This window comes from Rhodococcus sp. NPDC019647, assembly GCF_044389235.1.
Classification (GTDB): domain Bacteria; phylum Actinomycetota; class Actinomycetes; order Mycobacteriales; family Mycobacteriaceae; genus Rhodococcus_F; species Rhodococcus_F oxybenzonivorans.
Genome location: NZ_JBIRXS010000003.1, coordinates 53,829 through 70,445 on the forward strand (window position 1 = coordinate 53,829; position 16,617 = coordinate 70,445).

A 16,617-nucleotide genomic window follows, 5' to 3' on the forward strand; every position below is an offset into this window, starting at 1 on the left:
GCCCAGGCGCTGGTGAGCGCTCGATCGGAGCTATCGGATGGAGGATCCGATGCCGAGGCCGCCGTCGACGTCGAGGACGATGCCGCTGACGTAGCCGGCGGCGGGGGAGCAGAGGTAGGCGGCGGCTTCGGCGATGTCGGTGGGGTCGCCGGTGCGTTTTTGGGGGACTTTGGAGACGAGTTTGTCGCGGGCGGGTCCGTTCATGGAGGCGAGCATCGGGGTTTCGATGAGTCCGGGGGCGATGGCGTTGGCGGTGATGCCGTCGCGTGCGGCTTCGAGGGCGATGGTGCGGGTGAGGCCGACGATGCCGGCCTTGGCGGCGACGTAGTTGGCTTGGCCGAAGTTCCCGCGCCAGCTCATCGAGCTGAATGACACGATCCGTCCGTAGGTACGGGCGCGCATGTGTGGCAGGACGGCTTGGGCGCAGAGGAACGATCCGGTGAGTGAGACGTCGATGACGGCGTGCCAGTCCTCGACGGTGATCTTCTCGATCCGGTTGTCGCGGATGATGCCGGCATTGTTGATCAGGGCGTCTATTCGTCCGTGGGTGTCGGCGATGGTGTCGACCCAGTTTTGCACCTGGTCAGCGGAGGCGACGTCGACGGGGTGGCTGGTGGCTGGGCGGCCGTAGCGGGCGGTCAGCTCGGCGGCCAATGTTTGTCCGGCGGTGTCGTTGATCTCGGCGATCGCGACGGTGGCGCCTTCGGCGGCGAACCGGTGTGCCATGGCGGCACCGAGTCCTTGTCCTGCGCCGGTGACGAGGACGACCTGATCGGTGTAGCGGTTCATCGTGTTCCTGTCGGGGCGGGAAGGGAGTTGGTGGTGGTTTTGCCGTGGAGGAAGTTGTTCAGGGCGGCGGGGACGTCGCTGGCCTGCCAGTGGGCATCGAAGGCGTCGAGTTCATGAGCGAGGCCGCGTGTGTCGTCGAGCCCGGTGAGGTCGGCGAGCAGCGTTTTGTAGGCGGATTGGGCGGGGCCGGCATGCTCGGCGAGTTCGGTGGCGGCGGTCAGGGCTGCGGTGTGCAGGTGGTCGTGGTCGACGACCGCGTGCAGCCATCCGGTGTGCGACAGTTCGGTCGCCGGGAGCAATGCGCCGGTCAGGGCAAGCCAGCGGGCCATGGAGTCGCCGACCTTGCGGGGCAGGCGCACGCTGGCGCCGCCGGCGGGAAGGAGGTTGTTGCGGACGTGGCCGTCCCCGATGAGTGCGGTGGGGGTGGAGATGACGACGTCGCAGGCGAGCGCGAGTTCGAGTCCGCCGGCGACGGCGTGCCCGTGGATCGCTGCGACGACAGGCAACCGGCTGGCCTCGAGTCGGGTGGCGAGGGCCGAAACCTTGCGCAGGAAGCCGAGTGGGGTTTGCCCGCGGGAGTGCAGGTTAAGAAAATGCTGGAGGTCGGCGCCGGCGCAGAAGCTCTTGCCGGCGCCGCGCAGGACGACGGCTCGGGTGTCGCGGTCGGTCTCGGCGGCGGACAGCGCGGTGTCGAGTGCCTCGATCAGGGTGTCGTTCAGGGCGTTTCGCCGGTCGGGGCGGTTGAGGGTGAGGATGCGGGTGGGGCCGTGCTGGGTCACGACCAGTGGTGAGGGGGTGTCGGTCATGAGTGTGCTTCCTGTCGGGCCAGTTCCGCTCGGCGCTGCTGGCGGAGCTGGGCCCGTTGAATCTTTCCGCTCGGGGTCTTGGGAAGGGTGTCGACGAAATGCACCCGGCGCGGGTAGGCGTGAGCGGCGTACTTGGTCTTGACCCACTGCTGCAGCTCGCGGACCAGCTCCTCCTCGGCGGCGGTGGACTCGGCTTTCCGGATGACGAAGGCCTCGATCACTTCCCCGCGCACTTCGTCGGGTGCGGCGACCACGGCGCACTCGCGCACGGCCGGGTGCTGTGCGAGAACGGATTCGATGTCGAAAGGTCCGATGCGGTAACCGGCCATGATGATGACGTCGTCGTCGCGGGAGGAGAAATGCAGGATTCCGTCGGCGTCGATGCCGGCGGTGTCGCCGGTGAGGAAGTAGTTCTTGTCGGTGGTGAATCGGCCGGCGTCGCCGCGTCCGGCCGCGTATTCGGTGAAGGTCATCAGCGGGCTGTCGGCGACCACCACCGCGAGCCGCCCGACGGTGCCGGCGGGTGCGGGCTCGTCGCGGTCGTTGTCGAGGACGGTCAGCTCCCATCCAGGCAGCGCGACTCCCATGGCCCCGGCGACCACCGGGACCGCGAGGTCGGGGTGGTGCGGAAATCCGGCGGGCATGCCGAGTTCGGTCTGTCCGTAGTGGTCGTGGACGAGTAGGCCGAGTTCCTTCTCGGCCCACAGGTTCACCTCGGGGGTGAGCGGTTCACCCGCGCTCGAGAGGCGGCGCAACGCGAGTGTGTCGGGCCGCGAATATGGTTCGGCGCGCAGGCCCCGGTACACGGTCGGTGCCGCGGCGTAGTCGGTGACCTGCAACTGGGAGAGCACCTGCCAGGTGGAGGCGGCGGAGAAGCCGCCGCGGGTCAGGATGGTGGGAACTCCCGCGGCCAACGGCGCGATGACCGCGGTGTAGAGCCCGTACGCCCATCCCGGGTCTGCCGCGCACCAGAACACGCTGTCCTCCCCGACGGCGAGTGCGTTTTCGAGGTAGCTCTGCCACCCGGCGATGTAGCGGACCGGATGGACGACGCCCTTGGGGGTGCCGGTGGTGCCCGAGGTGAACATGTGCACCAGCGGGCCGTCGCCACCGACCGCGACGGACGGCCGGGCCGCGGTGCTCACCGATGCCATGGCCGCGGTCAGACCGTCCTCGGCGCCGCCGGCCACCAGCACCTCCCAGCCATCACTGGCAGCGACCTTGGACCGGTACTGTGCGTCGACCACGGCCAGTTTGGTGTCCGAGTTCGTCAGGCGGGAGGTCACCGCGTCCTCGGCGAACGCCGTGAACAGCGGGACGTAGACGGCTCCAACCCGCCAGATGCCGAGCAGCACGGTGACCAGGTCGGTGCCCTTGCCCATCAGGGTCGCCACGCGGTCGCCCCGGCCGATCCCGCGCTCGGTGAGCACCTGCGCGAAGCGGGTCGAGGAGTCGGCGAGGTCACCATAGGTCAGTCGCGTGGTGGACAGATCCTCGTTCACGATCGTGAGTGCCAGGGATTCGGGTGGGTGCTGATCACACAGCAGCCACGCCACGTTCGCGTCCTCGCCGGAATACGAGGAAAGAATCTCGCGCACTCGCGCGTCGACATCGACAGACACGACAACTCCTAGCGGGTAATCTATGAGGTAATAAAGTACCTAGCAATGTACCCAAAACGCGGCGGGAAGGGAAGCCCTCTGGATTCGAGGGGTCCGGGATTGTGGAACACTCGACCGCATGGCACGTGCAGGAGCGACGCCGAACCGCGCGACATTGAACACCCCGCGGCGTCGACGCGTCGACACCGCCCGCCGGGACGAACTGCTCGCGCGGATCGAGGAGATCTTCCTGACGGAGGGGTTCACGTCGGTCACCGTCGACGACCTGACTCAGCGGTTGCGGTGCTCCAAGGCCACCCTCTACAGCGTGGCGTCGACGAAAGAGCAACTTGTCATCGCCGCCACCAAACACTTCTTCGGCGCCGCCGCGGACGAGATCGAAGCCGCCGTTGCCGACGAGTCCGATCCACGTAAACGGATCACGACGTATCTCGGTGGCGTCGCCTCGGCGATGCGCCGCAACTCGCGGGCGTTCTACGACGACATGGTGTCGTACGCACCGACGGCGGAGATTTACGGCCGCAATACCGCGCAGGCCGCGCAGCGGGTGCACGAGTTGATCGACGAGGGCGTCGAAGCCGGGCATTTCCGCGCCACCGACGCCGCATTCGCTGCCCAGCTGGTGGCATTGGCGATCGACGCCGTCCAGTCCGGTGTGCTCCTCGAGCGCACCGGCCTGTCCGCCGCCGATGCCTTCGGCGAGCTCGGCGACCTCCTGCTCCACGGCCTGCTTCGCACCGACTGAGGGCGTTCACCGGCGGATACTGTAAGTCCGCCCGGCCTCCGATCCCGCCTTCTAGTGGCCGTCGATCCCCTCGAGCAGTTCATGGATGGTGGCTGTCTCGGCGGCTTCTTCGGTGTCGTCGAACAGCGGCCGAATTCCTCGGGCCGCCATGATCTGGTCGTTGCTGGCGCCGGCGGCGATCATGGGCCAGACCAGGGCGTCGTCACCGACGATGAAGTCGATGACGACGGGGCGGTCGTTGATAGCCCGGGCCTGGGCGATCACCGCGTCAACGTCTTCCTCGCGTTCGCAGCGCAGTGCGACGCACCCGAGTGCCTCGGAGAGCTGCACGAAGTCGGGGATGCGGCGCGAATGGGTGGCCAGGTCGACGTTCGAGTACCGGCCGCCGTAGTGAATTTCCTGGAGTTGTCTGACCATGCCGAGGTTTCCGTTGTTGATCACGGCGACCTTGATCGGGACGCCCTCGATAGCGGCGGTGGCCAGTTCCTGGTTGGTCATCTGGAAGCAGCCGTCGCCGTCGATTGCCCACACCTCACGGTCGGGTGCACCGAGTTTCGCGCCCAGCGCCGCCGGCACCGCATAACCCATCGTGCCCAGACCGCCCGAATTGAGCCACGTGCGCGGCTTTTCGTAGCTGATGTAGTGGGCGGCCCACATCTGGTGCTGGCCGACGCCGGAGCAATAGATCGCATGGGGACCGGCAGCCTTGCCGAGAGCTTCGATGACGAACTCCGGTGACAGGGCTCCATCACGTGGGCGGTCGTAGCTGACCGGGTAGGTCCGGCGAATCCCGTCGAGATAGTCGCGCCAGCCGGTCAGGTCGATTGGTCGACCTTGGCCTCGGCGGGAACGTATCACGTCGATCAGTGCCGTGATGGTCTGCTTGCAGTCACCGACGATCGGCACGTCGGCGAATCGGTTCTTGCCGATCTCGGCGGGGTCGATGTCGGCGTGGATGACTCGGGCGCCGGGGGCGAACGAGGCCGCTTCGCCCGTGACGCGGTCGTCGAACCGGGCACCGAGCGCGATCAGCAGGTCGCTCTTCTGGAGCGCCGCGACGGCGGCAACGGTGCCGTGCATGCCGGGCATCCCGTAGTGCAGGCGATGGCTGTCGGGAAACGCTCCGCGGGCCATCAGCGTCGTCACGACGGGAATCCCGGTCAGCTCCGCGAGCAGCGCCAGCTCGACCGACGCCTCGGCCTTGATCACACCCCCACCGACGTAGAGGACCGGCGCCTTCGCGGCGGCGATGAGGTCGGCGGCGGCACGGATCTGCTTGCCGTGTGGTTTGCTGACGGGCCGGTAGCCGGGCAGGTGAGTCGCCGGCGGCCAGGAAAAGGTGGTCGTGGCCTGCAGGACGTCTTTGGGGATGTCGACGAGCACCGCGCCGGGGCGCCCGGTGGCGGCGATGCGGAATGCCTCCGCGAGCGTGCGGGGGATGTCTTTGGGGTCGGTGACCAGGAAGTTGTGCTTGGTGATCGGCATGGTGATACCGCAGATGTCGGCTTCCTGGAAGGCGTCGGTGCCGATCATGCCGCGTCCCACTTGCCCGGTGATCGCCACGACCGGCACCGAGTCCATCTGCGCGTCGGCGAGCGGGGTGACCAGGTTCGTCGCGCCCGGGCCGGACGTTGCCATGCACACTCCGACCTTGCCGGTGGCTTGGGCGTACCCGGTGGCAGCATGTCCAGCGCCCTGCTCGTGGCGCACCAGCACGTGACGCAGCCGCTGGGAATCGATCAGCGGGTCGTACACCGGCAGGATCGCCCCGCCCGGGATACCGAAGACCACCTCGACGGCGAGCGCTTCGAGTGAGCGCACCACCGCCTGGGCGCCCGTCACCCGGATCGGGTGGTGTTCGGGGAGAGCAGTGGCTGCTGCGGCAATCCGGCTGGGCGGCTCGCTGTCGCACATCGCCGGGAGGGTTCGCTGCGGAGCGGAGACAGAAGATTGCACAAGAAGTCCTCGAGTCGGATCCGTGCTGCACATGGTGCGCACGGTTTGCGGTTACGGGTCGGACCCCGCCGTTTACGATGCGTCGAAAACCGTGCGGCGGTGTCGTTGTCCGGGTCTCCGGCCTCGTGAGCTCTCCCGGTAGGCGATCGAGAAACGGCGTGTCTTTCTCGTGCCTGCGCGTTCTCAGTCAATCAGCGACCGGCAGATCCGGCAACCAGCACCCATGAGAGTGAGCAATCTGCACGCCGACGCTGATGCTGATTCGGATTCCGGTTGTCATCCTGCCCACCGGTGATGCTGCCGGACGAAATTGCCGCGGACTGAACGTGATCGGCCGTCAGGGTCGGCAGGGCAGAAGAATCTGCCGATCCAACCGGGAACGAGTAATCCACCGAAGATGTTCGGAGAGACTCTCTCGCACCGAGTTATCCGGCAACCGGTGGCCGCCATTGTGGGGCGGCCACCGGTGTGGATCACACGGCCACGCGTGTCACCGCGGCAGTGCCTGAAGCCGGGCGGGCGAGTTTGCCGGAGCAGAAGTCCCTCAAGTATGTCCGGGTCGCGAAGTCGACGTCGTTGATCAGGGTGGACGTCACCATCGTGAGTAGGCGTTTGTAGAACACGACTGGGGTGATGCCGAACTCGGGGAGGATGTATTCGTCTCCTCCGCCGAATCGGGACCATTTGGTGGCGAACGCCAGCATGGCCTTATCGTCTCGGGTCATCATGTCTCCTTGTCGTCCCCCGAGGGTGTGCTGTGTCCTGTCAGAGATCGTTTGGGGTGAAGCCGTTTTCGAGTCGGTTCTTGACGGTGGTGAGGAATCGGGCGGCGTCGGCGCCGTCGACGATGCGGTGGTCGTAGGAAATCGACAGGTACGCCATCGACCGCACGTCGATGCGGAGCTCGCCGTCCTGCCGTGTCGGGATCAGCCGCTCGATCACTGCACCGACACCGAGGATGCCGGTCTGGGGTTGGTTGATGATCGGGGTGTCGAAGAGCGCACCCCGGCTACCGGTGTTGGTGAGAGTGAACGTGCCACCGGATAGTTCGTCTGCGGTGATCTTTCCGGTGCGCACCTTCTCGGCCTTGTCCGCGATCGCCCGGGCGAGCCCCTCGATCCCGAGGTTCTGGGCATCGCGAATGACCGGCACCATCAACCCCTTCTCGCTGTCGACGGCCATGCCGAGGTGGCAGTGGTCGTAGTAGGTCACCTCGGTGACGTCGGGGTTCAGTGAGGCGTTGAGGACCCGATGCTCGGTGAGCGCGTCGACGGCGGCTTTGGCGAAGAACGGCAGGAACGAGAGCTTGAGTCCGGTGCGCCCGAGGAAGTCGTCCTTGTGGGCGGCCCGCAGCCGGGCGATCGCGGTGACGTCGACCTCGAGGACCGTGGTCAGCTGGGCCGAGGTCTGTAGTGACTCGACCATCCGCTGAGCGATGGTGCGCCGTATCCGCGGCAGCTTCTCGGTGACGGAGCCGGCCGCAGCAGCTTGTTCCCGCGGCGCCGGGGGAACGGGGGTGGATTCCGGTTTCGGCGCCGGGGGAACGGTCGGCGCCGAAACCGGAGGCGCCGCAGCTGCGGTGGGTGCCGAAACCGCAGGCGGTGCCTGAACTGGAGGAACCGGCGAAGCGTGTGTCGGTGTGGCGGCCGCACCGTCCGACGAATCGGTGATGACGGCGAGCTCGGCGCCGACGGTCACCACGTCATCCTCGTCGGCGAGGATACGCTGGAGAATTCCGCCGACGGGGGACGGTATTTCGGTGTCGACCTTGTCGGTGGCAACCTCGAGCAGTGGTTCCTCGGCTTCGATGCGGTCGCCGGGTTGTTTGAGCCACCGGGTGATGGTGCCTTCGTCGACGTTTTCCCCGAGCGCCGGCATCCGCACCGTGGTGCCTTCGAGTTGTTCGGTTGTCATGGTGTGGTGTGCTCCTGGCCTGTGGGCGTGCGGGTCTCGGTGGTCAGGGGAGGATGTCGAGCGCGGCCCGGACGATGCTGTCGGTGTCGATGCCGTGGTAGCGGTAGACGTCGTCGAGGGAGCCGACCTGCCCGAACTTGCTGACCCCGAGGCAGGTGCTGCGCACGTGGTTGATGCCGGCGAGGAAGGACAGGGTGTGCGGGTGCCCGTCGAGGACGGTGACGATCGGGGTCGCGCGATCGGCGGGGAAGAGTTGGTCGAGGATCCAGCTGTCACCGGGCCCGCGGCCCTGCCGTGCCTGGATCGCTTCGAACAGCAACCCGGGGCTGGTGACGCAGACGACGTCGGCGGGGATGCCCTGTTCGGCGAGACGATCGGCGGCCGCGAGGGCTTCGGTGATCATCGCGCCCATGGCGACGATGGTGACCTGGGCACCGTCGCGGCGCACCAGCGGATACCCGCCGGCCACCACCTGCCGGCGGCGGCGTTCGCGGGCCGCCGGGTCGGTGGGCACCGCGGCCATGGTTTGATCGACGGGGCGGGTGGACAGCCGCAGGTACGCGGAGGTGCCGTCGGGGCGGCCGAGCCGGCCGATGCTGGCCAGCAGGGTCCACTCGGTGTCGATCGCGAAGGCCGGTTCGTAGCTGATGCACCCGGGCTGTTCCAGGCCGATCGACGGGGTTTTAATCGATTGGTGCGCACCGCCTTCGGCGGCGAGGGTGACACCGGAGGGGGTGCCGACCAGGATCGATTGTCCGCCCGCGTAGATGCCGTAGGACCAGGGTTCGAGCGCCCGTTCGACGAACGGGTCGTACATCACCCCGATCGGGAACAAGGGTTGTCCCCACCGGCTCCAGGTGGCGCCGAGTTCACCCATCAGTCCGACCAGGTTGGTTTCGGCGATGCCGAGTTCCATATGCTGCCCGGTGGGCCGCTCATTCCAGTGCATGATGGTCTCGCGGTCGTCGTCGAACCAGTTGCGACGCTCGGACGCGGACCACACACCGACCTTGTTGACCCACCCACCGAGGTTGGTCGTCGAGCTCACGTCCGGGCTGACGGTGACCACCCGTTTCGCGGCCTCCGGTGCCTCGCGGGTCAGGTCCAGCAACACCCGCCCGAGCGCGGCCTGGGTGGTGGCGGTGCCCTTGGGGGTGCGGCCGATGTCGGTGGGAATCGTCAGCGCGGGCGCATTCTGGACCGGGTCCCTGCGCAGCCGCTCCGCGTTACTCGCGCACCGCCTCCCCGCGGCGGAGTCGGCTGTGAACCGGCCCCACGGCTTCGCCGGATCCATGCCCAGATCGGCGGCGAGCGAGGCGTATTCCTCGACCGACAGCAGCGAGGAGTGGTTCTGCGGGTGTCCCTGGGTGGGAAGCCCGTAACCCTTGATGGTGTAGGCGATGATCACCGTGGGCCGGGTGTCGTCGATCTGCCGGTACGCGGCCGTCAGCGCGGACAGGTCGTGGCCGCCGAGGTTGCGGATGGCCGCAATCAGGGTGGCGTCGTCGAGGCCGGCGATCAGGCCGCTGATCTCGGTGCTTCCGGGGCCGTCGCCGGGCAGGCGGGTGCGGACCTCGTCGGCGCTGCACCGCAGCAACCGCTGGTACTCCGGGTTGGGCATGTCCAGGATCCGGGTGCGCAGGGCCTGTCCACCGGGGCGGGTGAACAACTCTTCGAGTAGCTTGCCGAATTTGACGGTGATCACCTGCCACCCGGCGGCGTCGAACATCTTCTCCAACCGGTTCGCGGCGATGTTCGGGATCACTCGGTCCAGGGATTGGCGGTTCAGGTCGACGATCCACACCACCTCGCCGAGGTCGGCGATACCCGGGTCGAGGATCGCCTCCCACACCGCGCCCTCGTCGAGTTCGGCGTCTCCGACCAGGGAGTACTGGCGACCGGTCCCGGCCCCGCCGGTGGTGGTCTGCACGTAGCGGCGGGCCATGGCCCCCCAGATCGGGGCGGTGGCGCCGATGCCGACCGAGCCGGTGGAGTAGTCGACGGTGTCGGGGTCCTTGGACCGGCTGGGGTAGGACTGCAGGCCGCCGAATTCGCGCAGGGTGGTCAGGTACTTCTCGTCGAGTTCCCCGAGTAGATAGTTGATGCCGTGCAGCACCGGGGAGGCGTGCGGCTTGACCGACACCCGGTCACCCGGTTGGAGCTGTTCGAACCACAGCGAGGTCATGATCGAGACCATCGACGCGCAGGACGCCTGGTGACCACCGACCTTCAGGCCGGTGGGATTGGGCCGGATCCGGTTGGCGTGATGGATCATCGACGTGGAAAGCCACAACACTCGCTGCTGGATCGCTTCGAGTGTCTCCAGGTCCACCGAACCGCCGGCTTCTGCGACGCGGGTCGCGGTCCCGGGGGCGACGGGCAGGGTGTTGTGCATCGGATTCTCTTTCCTCACATGTGCGAATCGCTGCGGACGAGCGCAACTACAAGAACGGCTCCGACGGGGTGGCCGAGGAGCAATCCGCTCGACCGGTGACGGGTGCGTGCGGTCGGATGCGGTTTCGGAATGCGGCGGTGCTGGTCTGGTCTGACCGCCGCCCACCTGTTATAACAGTGGATCAGGAATTTGCCGCCTGCGCAATAGTCGGTGCCGAGGATGAGCAGAATGCACACCGGCAGGGCACTCGAGGGAAGGTGGAATTGGCAAAATGCCAAGCACACACAAAGCAGACCAGAATCGATGCCCGACTACTGCTCGCGCTCGCCGAGTCGCCGCGGGCCACGACCATCGCCCTGGCGGACCGGATAGGACTCTCACGCAACACCGTTCAGGCCCGAATGGGCAAGCTCGACGACTCGCACGCGCTGCGCACTTTCGAGCGCCGCATCGACCCGGCGATCCTCGGCTACCCGCTGCAGGCATACATCCTGACCAACGTCACCCAGCGCAAACTGGCTCGTGTCGGGGCGGCGCTCGACGATATTCCCGAGGTGCTCGAGGTCCTCGGCCTCAGCGGTGTCGCGGATCTCCTCATCCACGTCGCCGTCCGGGACGCCGACGATCTGTATCGGGTGGCGGGGGACATCCTCGGAATCAAGGGGGTCAAACGCACGACCACCGCCCTGGTCATGCGCGAGATGGTCGACTACCGGATCGCACCGTTGGTCGACAAGCTCATCGACTGACACCGGTCCATCTACTCCCTGAGGCCGCCGACCCGGTGTTATAACATGGTCCCTGGTGGCCCAATGTCGAACGAGACGGAGATGGTCGTGACAGCGAGCACGAGAAACCCGCAACCGCTGGTGCGGTCGCTGACTCCGACCTCCGTTCCCGAACAGGTCGCGAAGGAAATCCGGCGCGCGATCCTCTCCGGTGAACTCCGTCCGGGACAGACGTTCTCGCTGCGGGAGATCTCCGGGCAGCTCGGGGTGAGTTTCATCCCGGTCCGGGAAGCACTCAAAGAGCTCGAAGCGCAGGGTTTGGTGGTGACCCGCCCCGGGAAAAGCGCGATGGTCGCCCCGCTATCGCACGACGACTTGCACGGTATCTATCGACTGCGCCGTCAGCTGGAACCGGAAATCGCCGGCCGCGCCTGCAAAATGCTCGACGATTCCGACTTACGTCGCCTCGACGGCTACGTGGCCATGTTCGGCGACGAAAGCCTCGACCTCGACGACATCTATGAGGCACACCACGCCTTCCACTACGAGCTGCTCCGTCCCGCCGCCACCGCATGGGACCTACGCGTGCTGGGCGGCCTGTGGCATGCCGCCGAACGGTATGTCCGATTGGCTTTCTCGGGCCGTGAGGCGGAACCGGACGAGCACCAGCGGCGGGGACATGCGCATTCGGAGATACTCACCGTCGTGCGCACCCGCAATATGAGGAAGGTCGCCGCGGCGACACGGCAGCATCTCGACGACAACGAACAGATCGCGCTGCGGGCGCTCGACCCGATCGCGCCCTGAACACTGCCGCCTCGGCGCATGTTCAGGCCTGTTCTGCGGCCGCCGCGGCCGGTGCCTCGGTGGCCACAGAGCCTCAGGTGAGCGTGGAGGTTTCGGCGCGGTGGTGCTGAAATCGCTCCGCGTAGTCGATGTACCAGTCGAGGGCGTCGGTGTCGGCGACGGTGGCGCGGTTGATCGCGGTCTCGGGGGCTATTCCCTGAATCAGTTTCTTGACGGGAATCTCGAGCCGCTTGCCGGTGCGGGTGGTGGGAATCGCCGGCACGTCGATGATCTCGTCCGGCACGTGCCGGGGTGAGGCCTCCCGACGGATCGTGGTGCGAATCTTTTCCACGAGCGACTCGTCGAGGTCGTGTCCGTCGCGCAGTACCACGAACAGCGGCATGTGGTAGCCGCCGTTGGGGAGCTCGGCGCCGATCACGAGGGCCTCGGCGATCTCGGGAAGCGCTTCGACGGCCTGGTAGATGTCCGCCGATCCCATCCGGACACCGCCGCGGTTGATCGTCGAGTCCGATCGACCGTGAACGATGCAGCCGCCGTCGGCTTCGATGGTGATCCAGTCGCCGTGCCGCCACACCCCGGGGTATACCTCGAAATAGGCTTCGCGGTAGCGGATTCCGTCCGGGTCGTTCCAGAAGTAGATCGGCATGGACGGCATCGGTGCGGTGATCACCATTTCCCCGACCTCGCCGACGACCGCTTCACCGGACTCGGTCCAGGCCTGCACATCGACCCCCAGGTAGGGGCCTTGCAATTCCCCCACCCGAACAGGGGAGAGCGGGTTGGCACCGATGAAACCGGTGGCCACGTCGGTGCCGCCGCTGTCCGATCCCAGGTGCACATTCGGACTGACCGTGTCGTAGATCCACCGCCAGGTGGTGTCGGGCAGCGGCGAACCGGTCGACATGATCGACCGCAATCTCGACAGGTCGAAGTCGGTCCCGGGCTGGGTGCCGGCCTTCTCACACAACGTCAGATAGGCGGCACCGGTGCCGAAACGGGTGGCGCCGTAGCGGGCGCAGATCTCGAATTGGTGGTCGGGTCGCCCGGAAGTGGGGCTGCCGTCGTAGGTGACGATCGTCGCGCCGGTGACCATGGTGTCGACGAGCATGTTCCACACCACCCAGGCGGTGCTGGCGGCGATGAATACCCGGTCGGTGGGGCCGAGGTCGTAGTGCAGCGCGTTTGCTTTGAGGGCTTCGAGAAGGATTCCGCCGTGCGAGTGCACGATGCCCTTGGGTAGGCCGGTGGTGCCGGAGCTGTACAGGATCCACAGCGGATGATCGAACGCCACCTGCTCGTACTCGGGCTGGGCATTCCCGACGACCACATCGGCGTAGTCGGCGACACTCTGCCGGTGCTCCCCCTCGTAGGGCAGCCCGATGTTGTCGACCATGATGGCGTGCCGCACGGTCGGGAGCTGGTCCAACAGGGCGGAGAACACGTCCCGGCGGTCGACGCGTTTACCGTTGAACTGGTAGCCGTCCACCCCGATCAGCACGGTCGGCTCGATCTGCGCGAACCGGTCGACCAGTCCTTTCACACCGAAATCCGGTGCGCAACACGACCACACCGCCCCGACGCTGGCCGCGGCCAGCACCGCGACGACGGTGGGCGCGATGTTCGGCAGCATCGCTGCGATCCGGTCGCCGGGGCGCACCCCGATCTTCCGGAAGTGCGCGGCGAGGTTGGCGACCTGTGCGACCAGCTCGGCCCGTGAGAGTTCCCCGGTCGTCCCGGTTTCGTCGACCGAGATGATCGCCGGCCCGGCCTGATCGGTATGGCGAAGCAGGTTTTCGGCCCAGTTCAGTCGGGTGCCGGGGAACCACCGCGCCCCGGGCATCTTGGGGTCGGCGAGCACCGTCTGCGGTGGCGCCGAGGCGATCACGTCGAAGTACTCCCAGATCGAAAGCCAAAACTTCTCGAGGTCGCTGATCGACCAACACCACAGCGAGTCGAAGTCGGTGGTGGAGACGATCTTCTCCGCCGCGAGCCATTGTTGGTACCGGCTCATGTTCGAGGCGAAGACCCGCTCGGGCGGCGGGGTCCACAACACTTCACGTCCTGGCGCGGTCATTATTGTGCGTCCTTTCCGGCTCCCGCCGCCACGGGCAGGCGGCGTGTCCTGGACTGCCCGTGGCGGAAGGCTTTTCGTGCGGTGATGTCAGCGTGCGAGCACGGTGCCGAGGGCCCGGGTGAGCTCGTCGGCAGGGTCGGCGGCGCCGCCGGTGCTGCGCCAGGCGACGTGGTTGTCCGGACGGACCAGGATCGCACCGGTGTCGTCGGTCTGGCGAAGTTCGGCCCAGCGGCCAGTGGGGTCGGTGTAGTCGGCACCGTCGCCGATCTGGGCGACCTTGATCTGGACCCCGAACTTGTCCTTGGCCAACCGGGCGGCGTCGGACCAGGCGGCGCCGTCCGCGGCCGTGATGAGCACGAAGTGCGCGTTGTTGCCGGTGAGGTCGTGGGTGGAGATCTGCCGGCCGTCGTGCTCGAGCCACGCATGCGGGAGGCGGTGCCCGGGGCGGGTGGTGGGGTGGTAGTTGTGGCCCATCGGGTCGCGGGGCGGTGCCTCGCTGCCGTCCGGGACGAGGGCCCCGTCGCGGTAGGCGAAGCCGATCTCGAGGTCGTGGGCCTGGAACTCGGTGCGCTGGGTGTTGATCACCTCGGCCGCACGGGCGCGGCGGGTTTCGCCCATCGGGGTGTCGGAGAAGTAGTCCCGGAACACCTGGACCTGGGCCTCGAGCGGTTGGCCGGGAATCAGGCCGAGGCCGGCGTCGACGACCATGTGGTTGAGGAAGGTGAACATTGCCCAGTCGACGTTGCGCATACCGACGAGCCGGCGTTCGGGCTCGTAGGTGTCGAGCAGGGCGGGGGCGGCGTCACCCTTGATCACCGAGGCCAGTTTCCAGACCAGGTTGTGGGCGTCCTGGATAGCGGTGTTCAGACCCAAGCCGGTGGTCGGCGGGTGCCGGTGGGCAGCGTCACCGGCAAGGAAGATTCGGCCGACCTGGTACTTGTCGGCGAGAACGCCCTCGAGGATCCAGTGGCTGACCTTGTGCACCTCGAGTTCGAGGTCGGGCAGCTTGAGGAGCTCGCGCAGCCGCGGAACGATCGCCTCTTCGTCGAACCGGGCCGGATCGTCCGGGCGGAAGGTGAAGTGCAGGACGAATTCTTCCGAATGCTTGCCCCACGTGGGGCCCATGGCGGCCATGGCGCCGCTGTTCCAGGACCCGGCGCCCTCGGGGTTGAGCAACCAGGTGATCAGAACGTCGTCCTCCCACCACTCCGACAGGTCGGCAGTGAAGTGGGTGCTGACCATGTCGAGGATCCCGGTCGGGCCCTCCATCTTGACACCGAGTTCGGGGCCGACGGTCTTGCCACCGTCCGCGGCGACCATGTACTGGGCGTGGACGGTGTAGGTCTCTTGCGTGTCGCGGTTCAGGACGACCGCGTGGATTCCGTTCTCGTCCTGCTCGAACGAGACGAGTTCGCGGCCGAAATGAATCGAGTCCGGTGCCCTTTTCTCCGCGTGCTCACGCAGGAGGGGTTCGAGCCGGATCTGCGGGTAGTTGGTGGACGGGCACGGGCTGTCGACCGCGTATGCGCTCTCGAGTCGTCCACCGCCGAACGATTCGAGGGTGTACAGGGTGCGCCCGTCCAGTTCGCCGTCGCCGCCGAGCGAGGTGACCCACCGGGTCTTGCCCATGTTCTTCGGCGGGGTGCCCACCTCGTAGATCGAGTCCGCGACGCCGACCTGGCGCAGCACCTCCATGGTGCGCTGGTTGAGGTAGTGGGCCTTGGGCAGGTGCGAGGTGCTGGTGTGCCGCTCGACGAGGTGGTGGTCGATGCCGTGCTCGGACAGCAGGATCGAGGTGGTCAGTCCACACCCGCCTCCGCCGACGATGAGTACGGGAACGGTGATCTCAGACATGGCTGGTGCTCCTGGAAACAGTGGTGAGTGGGTGCGGGCGGGTTGCGGCGGCGAAGTGGTGCCGCATCTCGCCGATGGTGTCGGCACGGCTGACGAGTTCGTCGTCGACACCGATGAGCCGTTTCGGGTCACGGGTGAAGCCGATACCCGAGGGGGTGCCGGTGAAAATGAGGTCGCCGGGGCGCAGCGGCAGAATCGACGACAGGTAGGACACGAGGACCGGGATCGGGAAGATCAGGTGCTGGGTGCGCGACTTCTGCATCAGCTCGCCCGACAGGACCGTGCTGACCTCGATGTCGTCCGGGTTCTCGAATTCGTCGGGGGTGACCAGCACCGGTCCGATCGGGGCGAATCCGGCGAACGACTTGCCGAGGCCGAACTGCTGCGGCGGCGGACCGGACAACTGAAGGTCCCGCTCGGACAGGTCCTGGCCGAGGGTCAGCCCGGCGACATAATCCCAGCCCTCGGAGACGGGGACGTGTCGGGCCTCCTTGCCGATGACCGCCACGAGTTCGACTTCGAAATCGACCGAGCCGCCGGGGTGTTCGATGGTGTCATAGGGGCCGGTGATCGACGCGGGGAACTTGGTGAACACGAAAGGGGCGTCGGGCAGGGTCAGCCCGGACTCCTCGACGTGATCGGCATAGTTCACGCCGATGGCGAAGATTTGACCCGGCCGGGGAACCGGAGCACCCAGCTCTGGCTCGACAAGCGGTGTTCCGTCGGTGAAGTCCACCGTGGCTGCCCATGAGGTGAACTCGTCCCACCGGTCGAAAATCTGCTGGGGTTCGGCGGAGAAGCGGCCTCCGCTGGCCGCCTCGACGTCGACGGCGATCCCGTCTGCCACGACCTGGAGCCGGCCGGCTTGGTTTGCCACACGCATGAAATGTCCTTCGGTGAGGGGAAGTGCTGATCTGTCGGGCTGAG

Annotated in this window: 12 protein-coding genes and 1 pseudogene; 3 read left to right on the forward strand and 10 right to left on the reverse strand. The window is 67.0% G+C overall.

Translation table 11 applies throughout. The features are described from left to right. Positions 1-30: 30 nt before the first annotated feature. The 3 genes from ACH49N_RS07750 to ACH49N_RS07760 are packed head-to-tail and all read right to left on the reverse strand — an operon-like array spanning position 31 to position 3,217. The gene (locus tag ACH49N_RS07750; RefSeq protein ID WP_358272011.1) at positions 31-789 is read right to left on the reverse strand and encodes an SDR family NAD(P)-dependent oxidoreductase; all 759 of its coding nucleotides are present in this window, start codon (positions 787-789) and stop codon (positions 31-33) included. Further along, positions 786-1,595 carry an enoyl-CoA hydratase/isomerase family protein gene (locus ACH49N_RS07755; RefSeq protein ID WP_358272009.1) on the reverse strand — a complete coding sequence of 270 codons (810 nt, stop codon included), beginning with the start codon at positions 1,593-1,595 and terminating at the stop codon, positions 786-788. The genes ACH49N_RS07750 and ACH49N_RS07755 overlap by 4 nt, the downstream gene beginning before the upstream one ends. Then, entirely contained in the window at positions 1,592-3,217 is a 1,626-nt protein-coding gene (locus tag ACH49N_RS07760; protein ID WP_358272007.1) for an AMP-binding protein, read from the reverse strand. Before ACH49N_RS07760 ends, ACH49N_RS07755 begins: the two co-directional genes overlap by 4 nt. 118 nt (positions 3,218-3,335) lie before the next feature. Here ACH49N_RS07760 and ACH49N_RS07765 point away from each other — a divergent pair, with 118 nt between their 5' ends. Next, positions 3,336-3,962: a TetR/AcrR family transcriptional regulator gene (locus ACH49N_RS07765; RefSeq protein ID WP_159918611.1), complete on the forward strand. Its 627-nt coding sequence runs from the start codon at positions 3,336-3,338 to the stop codon at positions 3,960-3,962. Positions 3,963-4,013: 51 nt separating this feature from the next. Here ACH49N_RS07765 and ACH49N_RS07770 read toward each other — a convergent pair whose 3' ends face one another. The 4 genes from ACH49N_RS07770 to ACH49N_RS07785 form a co-directional block, all read right to left on the reverse strand. Continuing rightward, entirely contained in the window at positions 4,014-5,876 is a 1,863-nt protein-coding gene (locus ACH49N_RS07770; RefSeq protein WP_358272005.1) for an acetolactate synthase large subunit, read from the reverse strand. Between the two features lie 515 nt (positions 5,877-6,391). After that, positions 6,392-6,643, reverse strand: coding sequence for a DUF3263 domain-containing protein (locus ACH49N_RS07775; protein ID WP_358272003.1), 252 nt, complete (start codon positions 6,641-6,643; stop codon positions 6,392-6,394). 40 nt (positions 6,644-6,683) lie between these two features. Further along, entirely contained in the window at positions 6,684-7,832 is a 1,149-nt protein-coding gene (locus ACH49N_RS07780; RefSeq protein ID WP_358272001.1) for a 2-oxo acid dehydrogenase subunit E2, read from the reverse strand. A 43-nt stretch (positions 7,833-7,875) separates the two neighbouring features. Further along, on the reverse strand, positions 7,876-10,227 hold the full coding sequence (locus tag ACH49N_RS07785; protein WP_358271999.1) for a transketolase-like TK C-terminal-containing protein: 2,352 nt from the start codon (positions 10,225-10,227) through the stop codon (positions 7,876-7,878). 271 nt (positions 10,228-10,498) lie between these two features. Here ACH49N_RS07785 and ACH49N_RS07790 point away from each other — a divergent pair. Together ACH49N_RS07790 and ACH49N_RS07795 are read left to right on the forward strand one after the other, a co-directional pair. Next, positions 10,499-10,976 (forward strand): annotated as a pseudogene (locus tag ACH49N_RS07790) (Lrp/AsnC family transcriptional regulator). A gap of 81 nt (positions 10,977-11,057) precedes the next feature. Then, complete coding sequence (locus ACH49N_RS07795) at positions 11,058-11,762, forward strand: GntR family transcriptional regulator (protein ID WP_358272071.1); 705 nt, start codon at positions 11,058-11,060, stop codon at positions 11,760-11,762. Positions 11,763-11,835: 73 nt separating this feature from the next. Here the strand turns inward: ACH49N_RS07795 and ACH49N_RS07800 are convergent, their stop codons facing one another. The 3 genes from ACH49N_RS07800 to ACH49N_RS07810 form a co-directional block, all read right to left on the reverse strand. After that, positions 11,836-13,836 (reverse strand): acetoacetate--CoA ligase, encoded by a 2,001-nt coding sequence (locus ACH49N_RS07800; RefSeq protein ID WP_358271997.1) that lies wholly within the window; start codon positions 13,834-13,836, stop codon positions 11,836-11,838. Positions 13,837-13,923: 87 nt separating this feature from the next. Further along, on the reverse strand, positions 13,924-15,690 hold the full coding sequence (locus ACH49N_RS07805) for an FAD-dependent monooxygenase (RefSeq protein WP_358271995.1): 1,767 nt from the start codon (positions 15,688-15,690) through the stop codon (positions 13,924-13,926). After that, the gene (locus ACH49N_RS07810) at positions 15,683-16,573 is read right to left on the reverse strand and encodes a fumarylacetoacetate hydrolase family protein (protein ID WP_358271993.1); all 891 of its coding nucleotides are present in this window, start codon (positions 16,571-16,573) and stop codon (positions 15,683-15,685) included. Before ACH49N_RS07810 ends, ACH49N_RS07805 begins: the two co-directional genes overlap by 8 nt. Between the last annotated feature and the right edge of the window lie 44 nt (positions 16,574-16,617).

What these genes read in the sequence shown, in the direction of transcription:
- ACH49N_RS07750 (WP_358272011.1), bottom strand. Translation starts at nt 789, where the DNA reads ATGAACCGCTACACCGATCAGGTCGTCCTCGTCACCGGCGCAGGACAA.
- ACH49N_RS07755 (WP_358272009.1), bottom strand. Translation starts at nt 1,595, where the DNA reads ATGACCGACACCCCCTCACCACTGGTCGTGACCCAGCACGGCCCCACC.
- ACH49N_RS07765 (WP_159918611.1), top strand. Translation starts at nt 3,336, where the DNA reads ATGGCACGTGCAGGAGCGACGCCGAACCGCGCGACATTGAACACCCCG.
- ACH49N_RS07770 (WP_358272005.1), bottom strand. Translation starts at nt 5,876, where the DNA reads ATGTGCGACAGCGAGCCGCCCAGCCGGATTGCCGCAGCAGCCACTGCT.
- ACH49N_RS07775 (WP_358272003.1), bottom strand. Translation starts at nt 6,643, where the DNA reads ATGACCCGAGACGATAAGGCCATGCTGGCGTTCGCCACCAAATGGTCC.
- ACH49N_RS07780 (WP_358272001.1), bottom strand. Translation starts at nt 7,832, where the DNA reads ATGACAACCGAACAACTCGAAGGCACCACGGTGCGGATGCCGGCGCTC.
- ACH49N_RS07785 (WP_358271999.1), bottom strand. Translation starts at nt 10,227, where the DNA reads ATGCACAACACCCTGCCCGTCGCCCCCGGGACCGCGACCCGCGTCGCA.
- ACH49N_RS07795 (WP_358272071.1), top strand. Translation starts at nt 11,058, where the DNA reads ATGGTCGTGACAGCGAGCACGAGAAACCCGCAACCGCTGGTGCGGTCG.
- ACH49N_RS07800 (WP_358271997.1), bottom strand. Translation starts at nt 13,836, where the DNA reads ATGACCGCGCCAGGACGTGAAGTGTTGTGGACCCCGCCGCCCGAGCGG.
- ACH49N_RS07805 (WP_358271995.1), bottom strand. Translation starts at nt 15,690, where the DNA reads ATGTCTGAGATCACCGTTCCCGTACTCATCGTCGGCGGAGGCGGGTGT.
- ACH49N_RS07810 (WP_358271993.1), bottom strand. Translation starts at nt 16,573, where the DNA reads ATGCGTGTGGCAAACCAAGCCGGCCGGCTCCAGGTCGTGGCAGACGGG.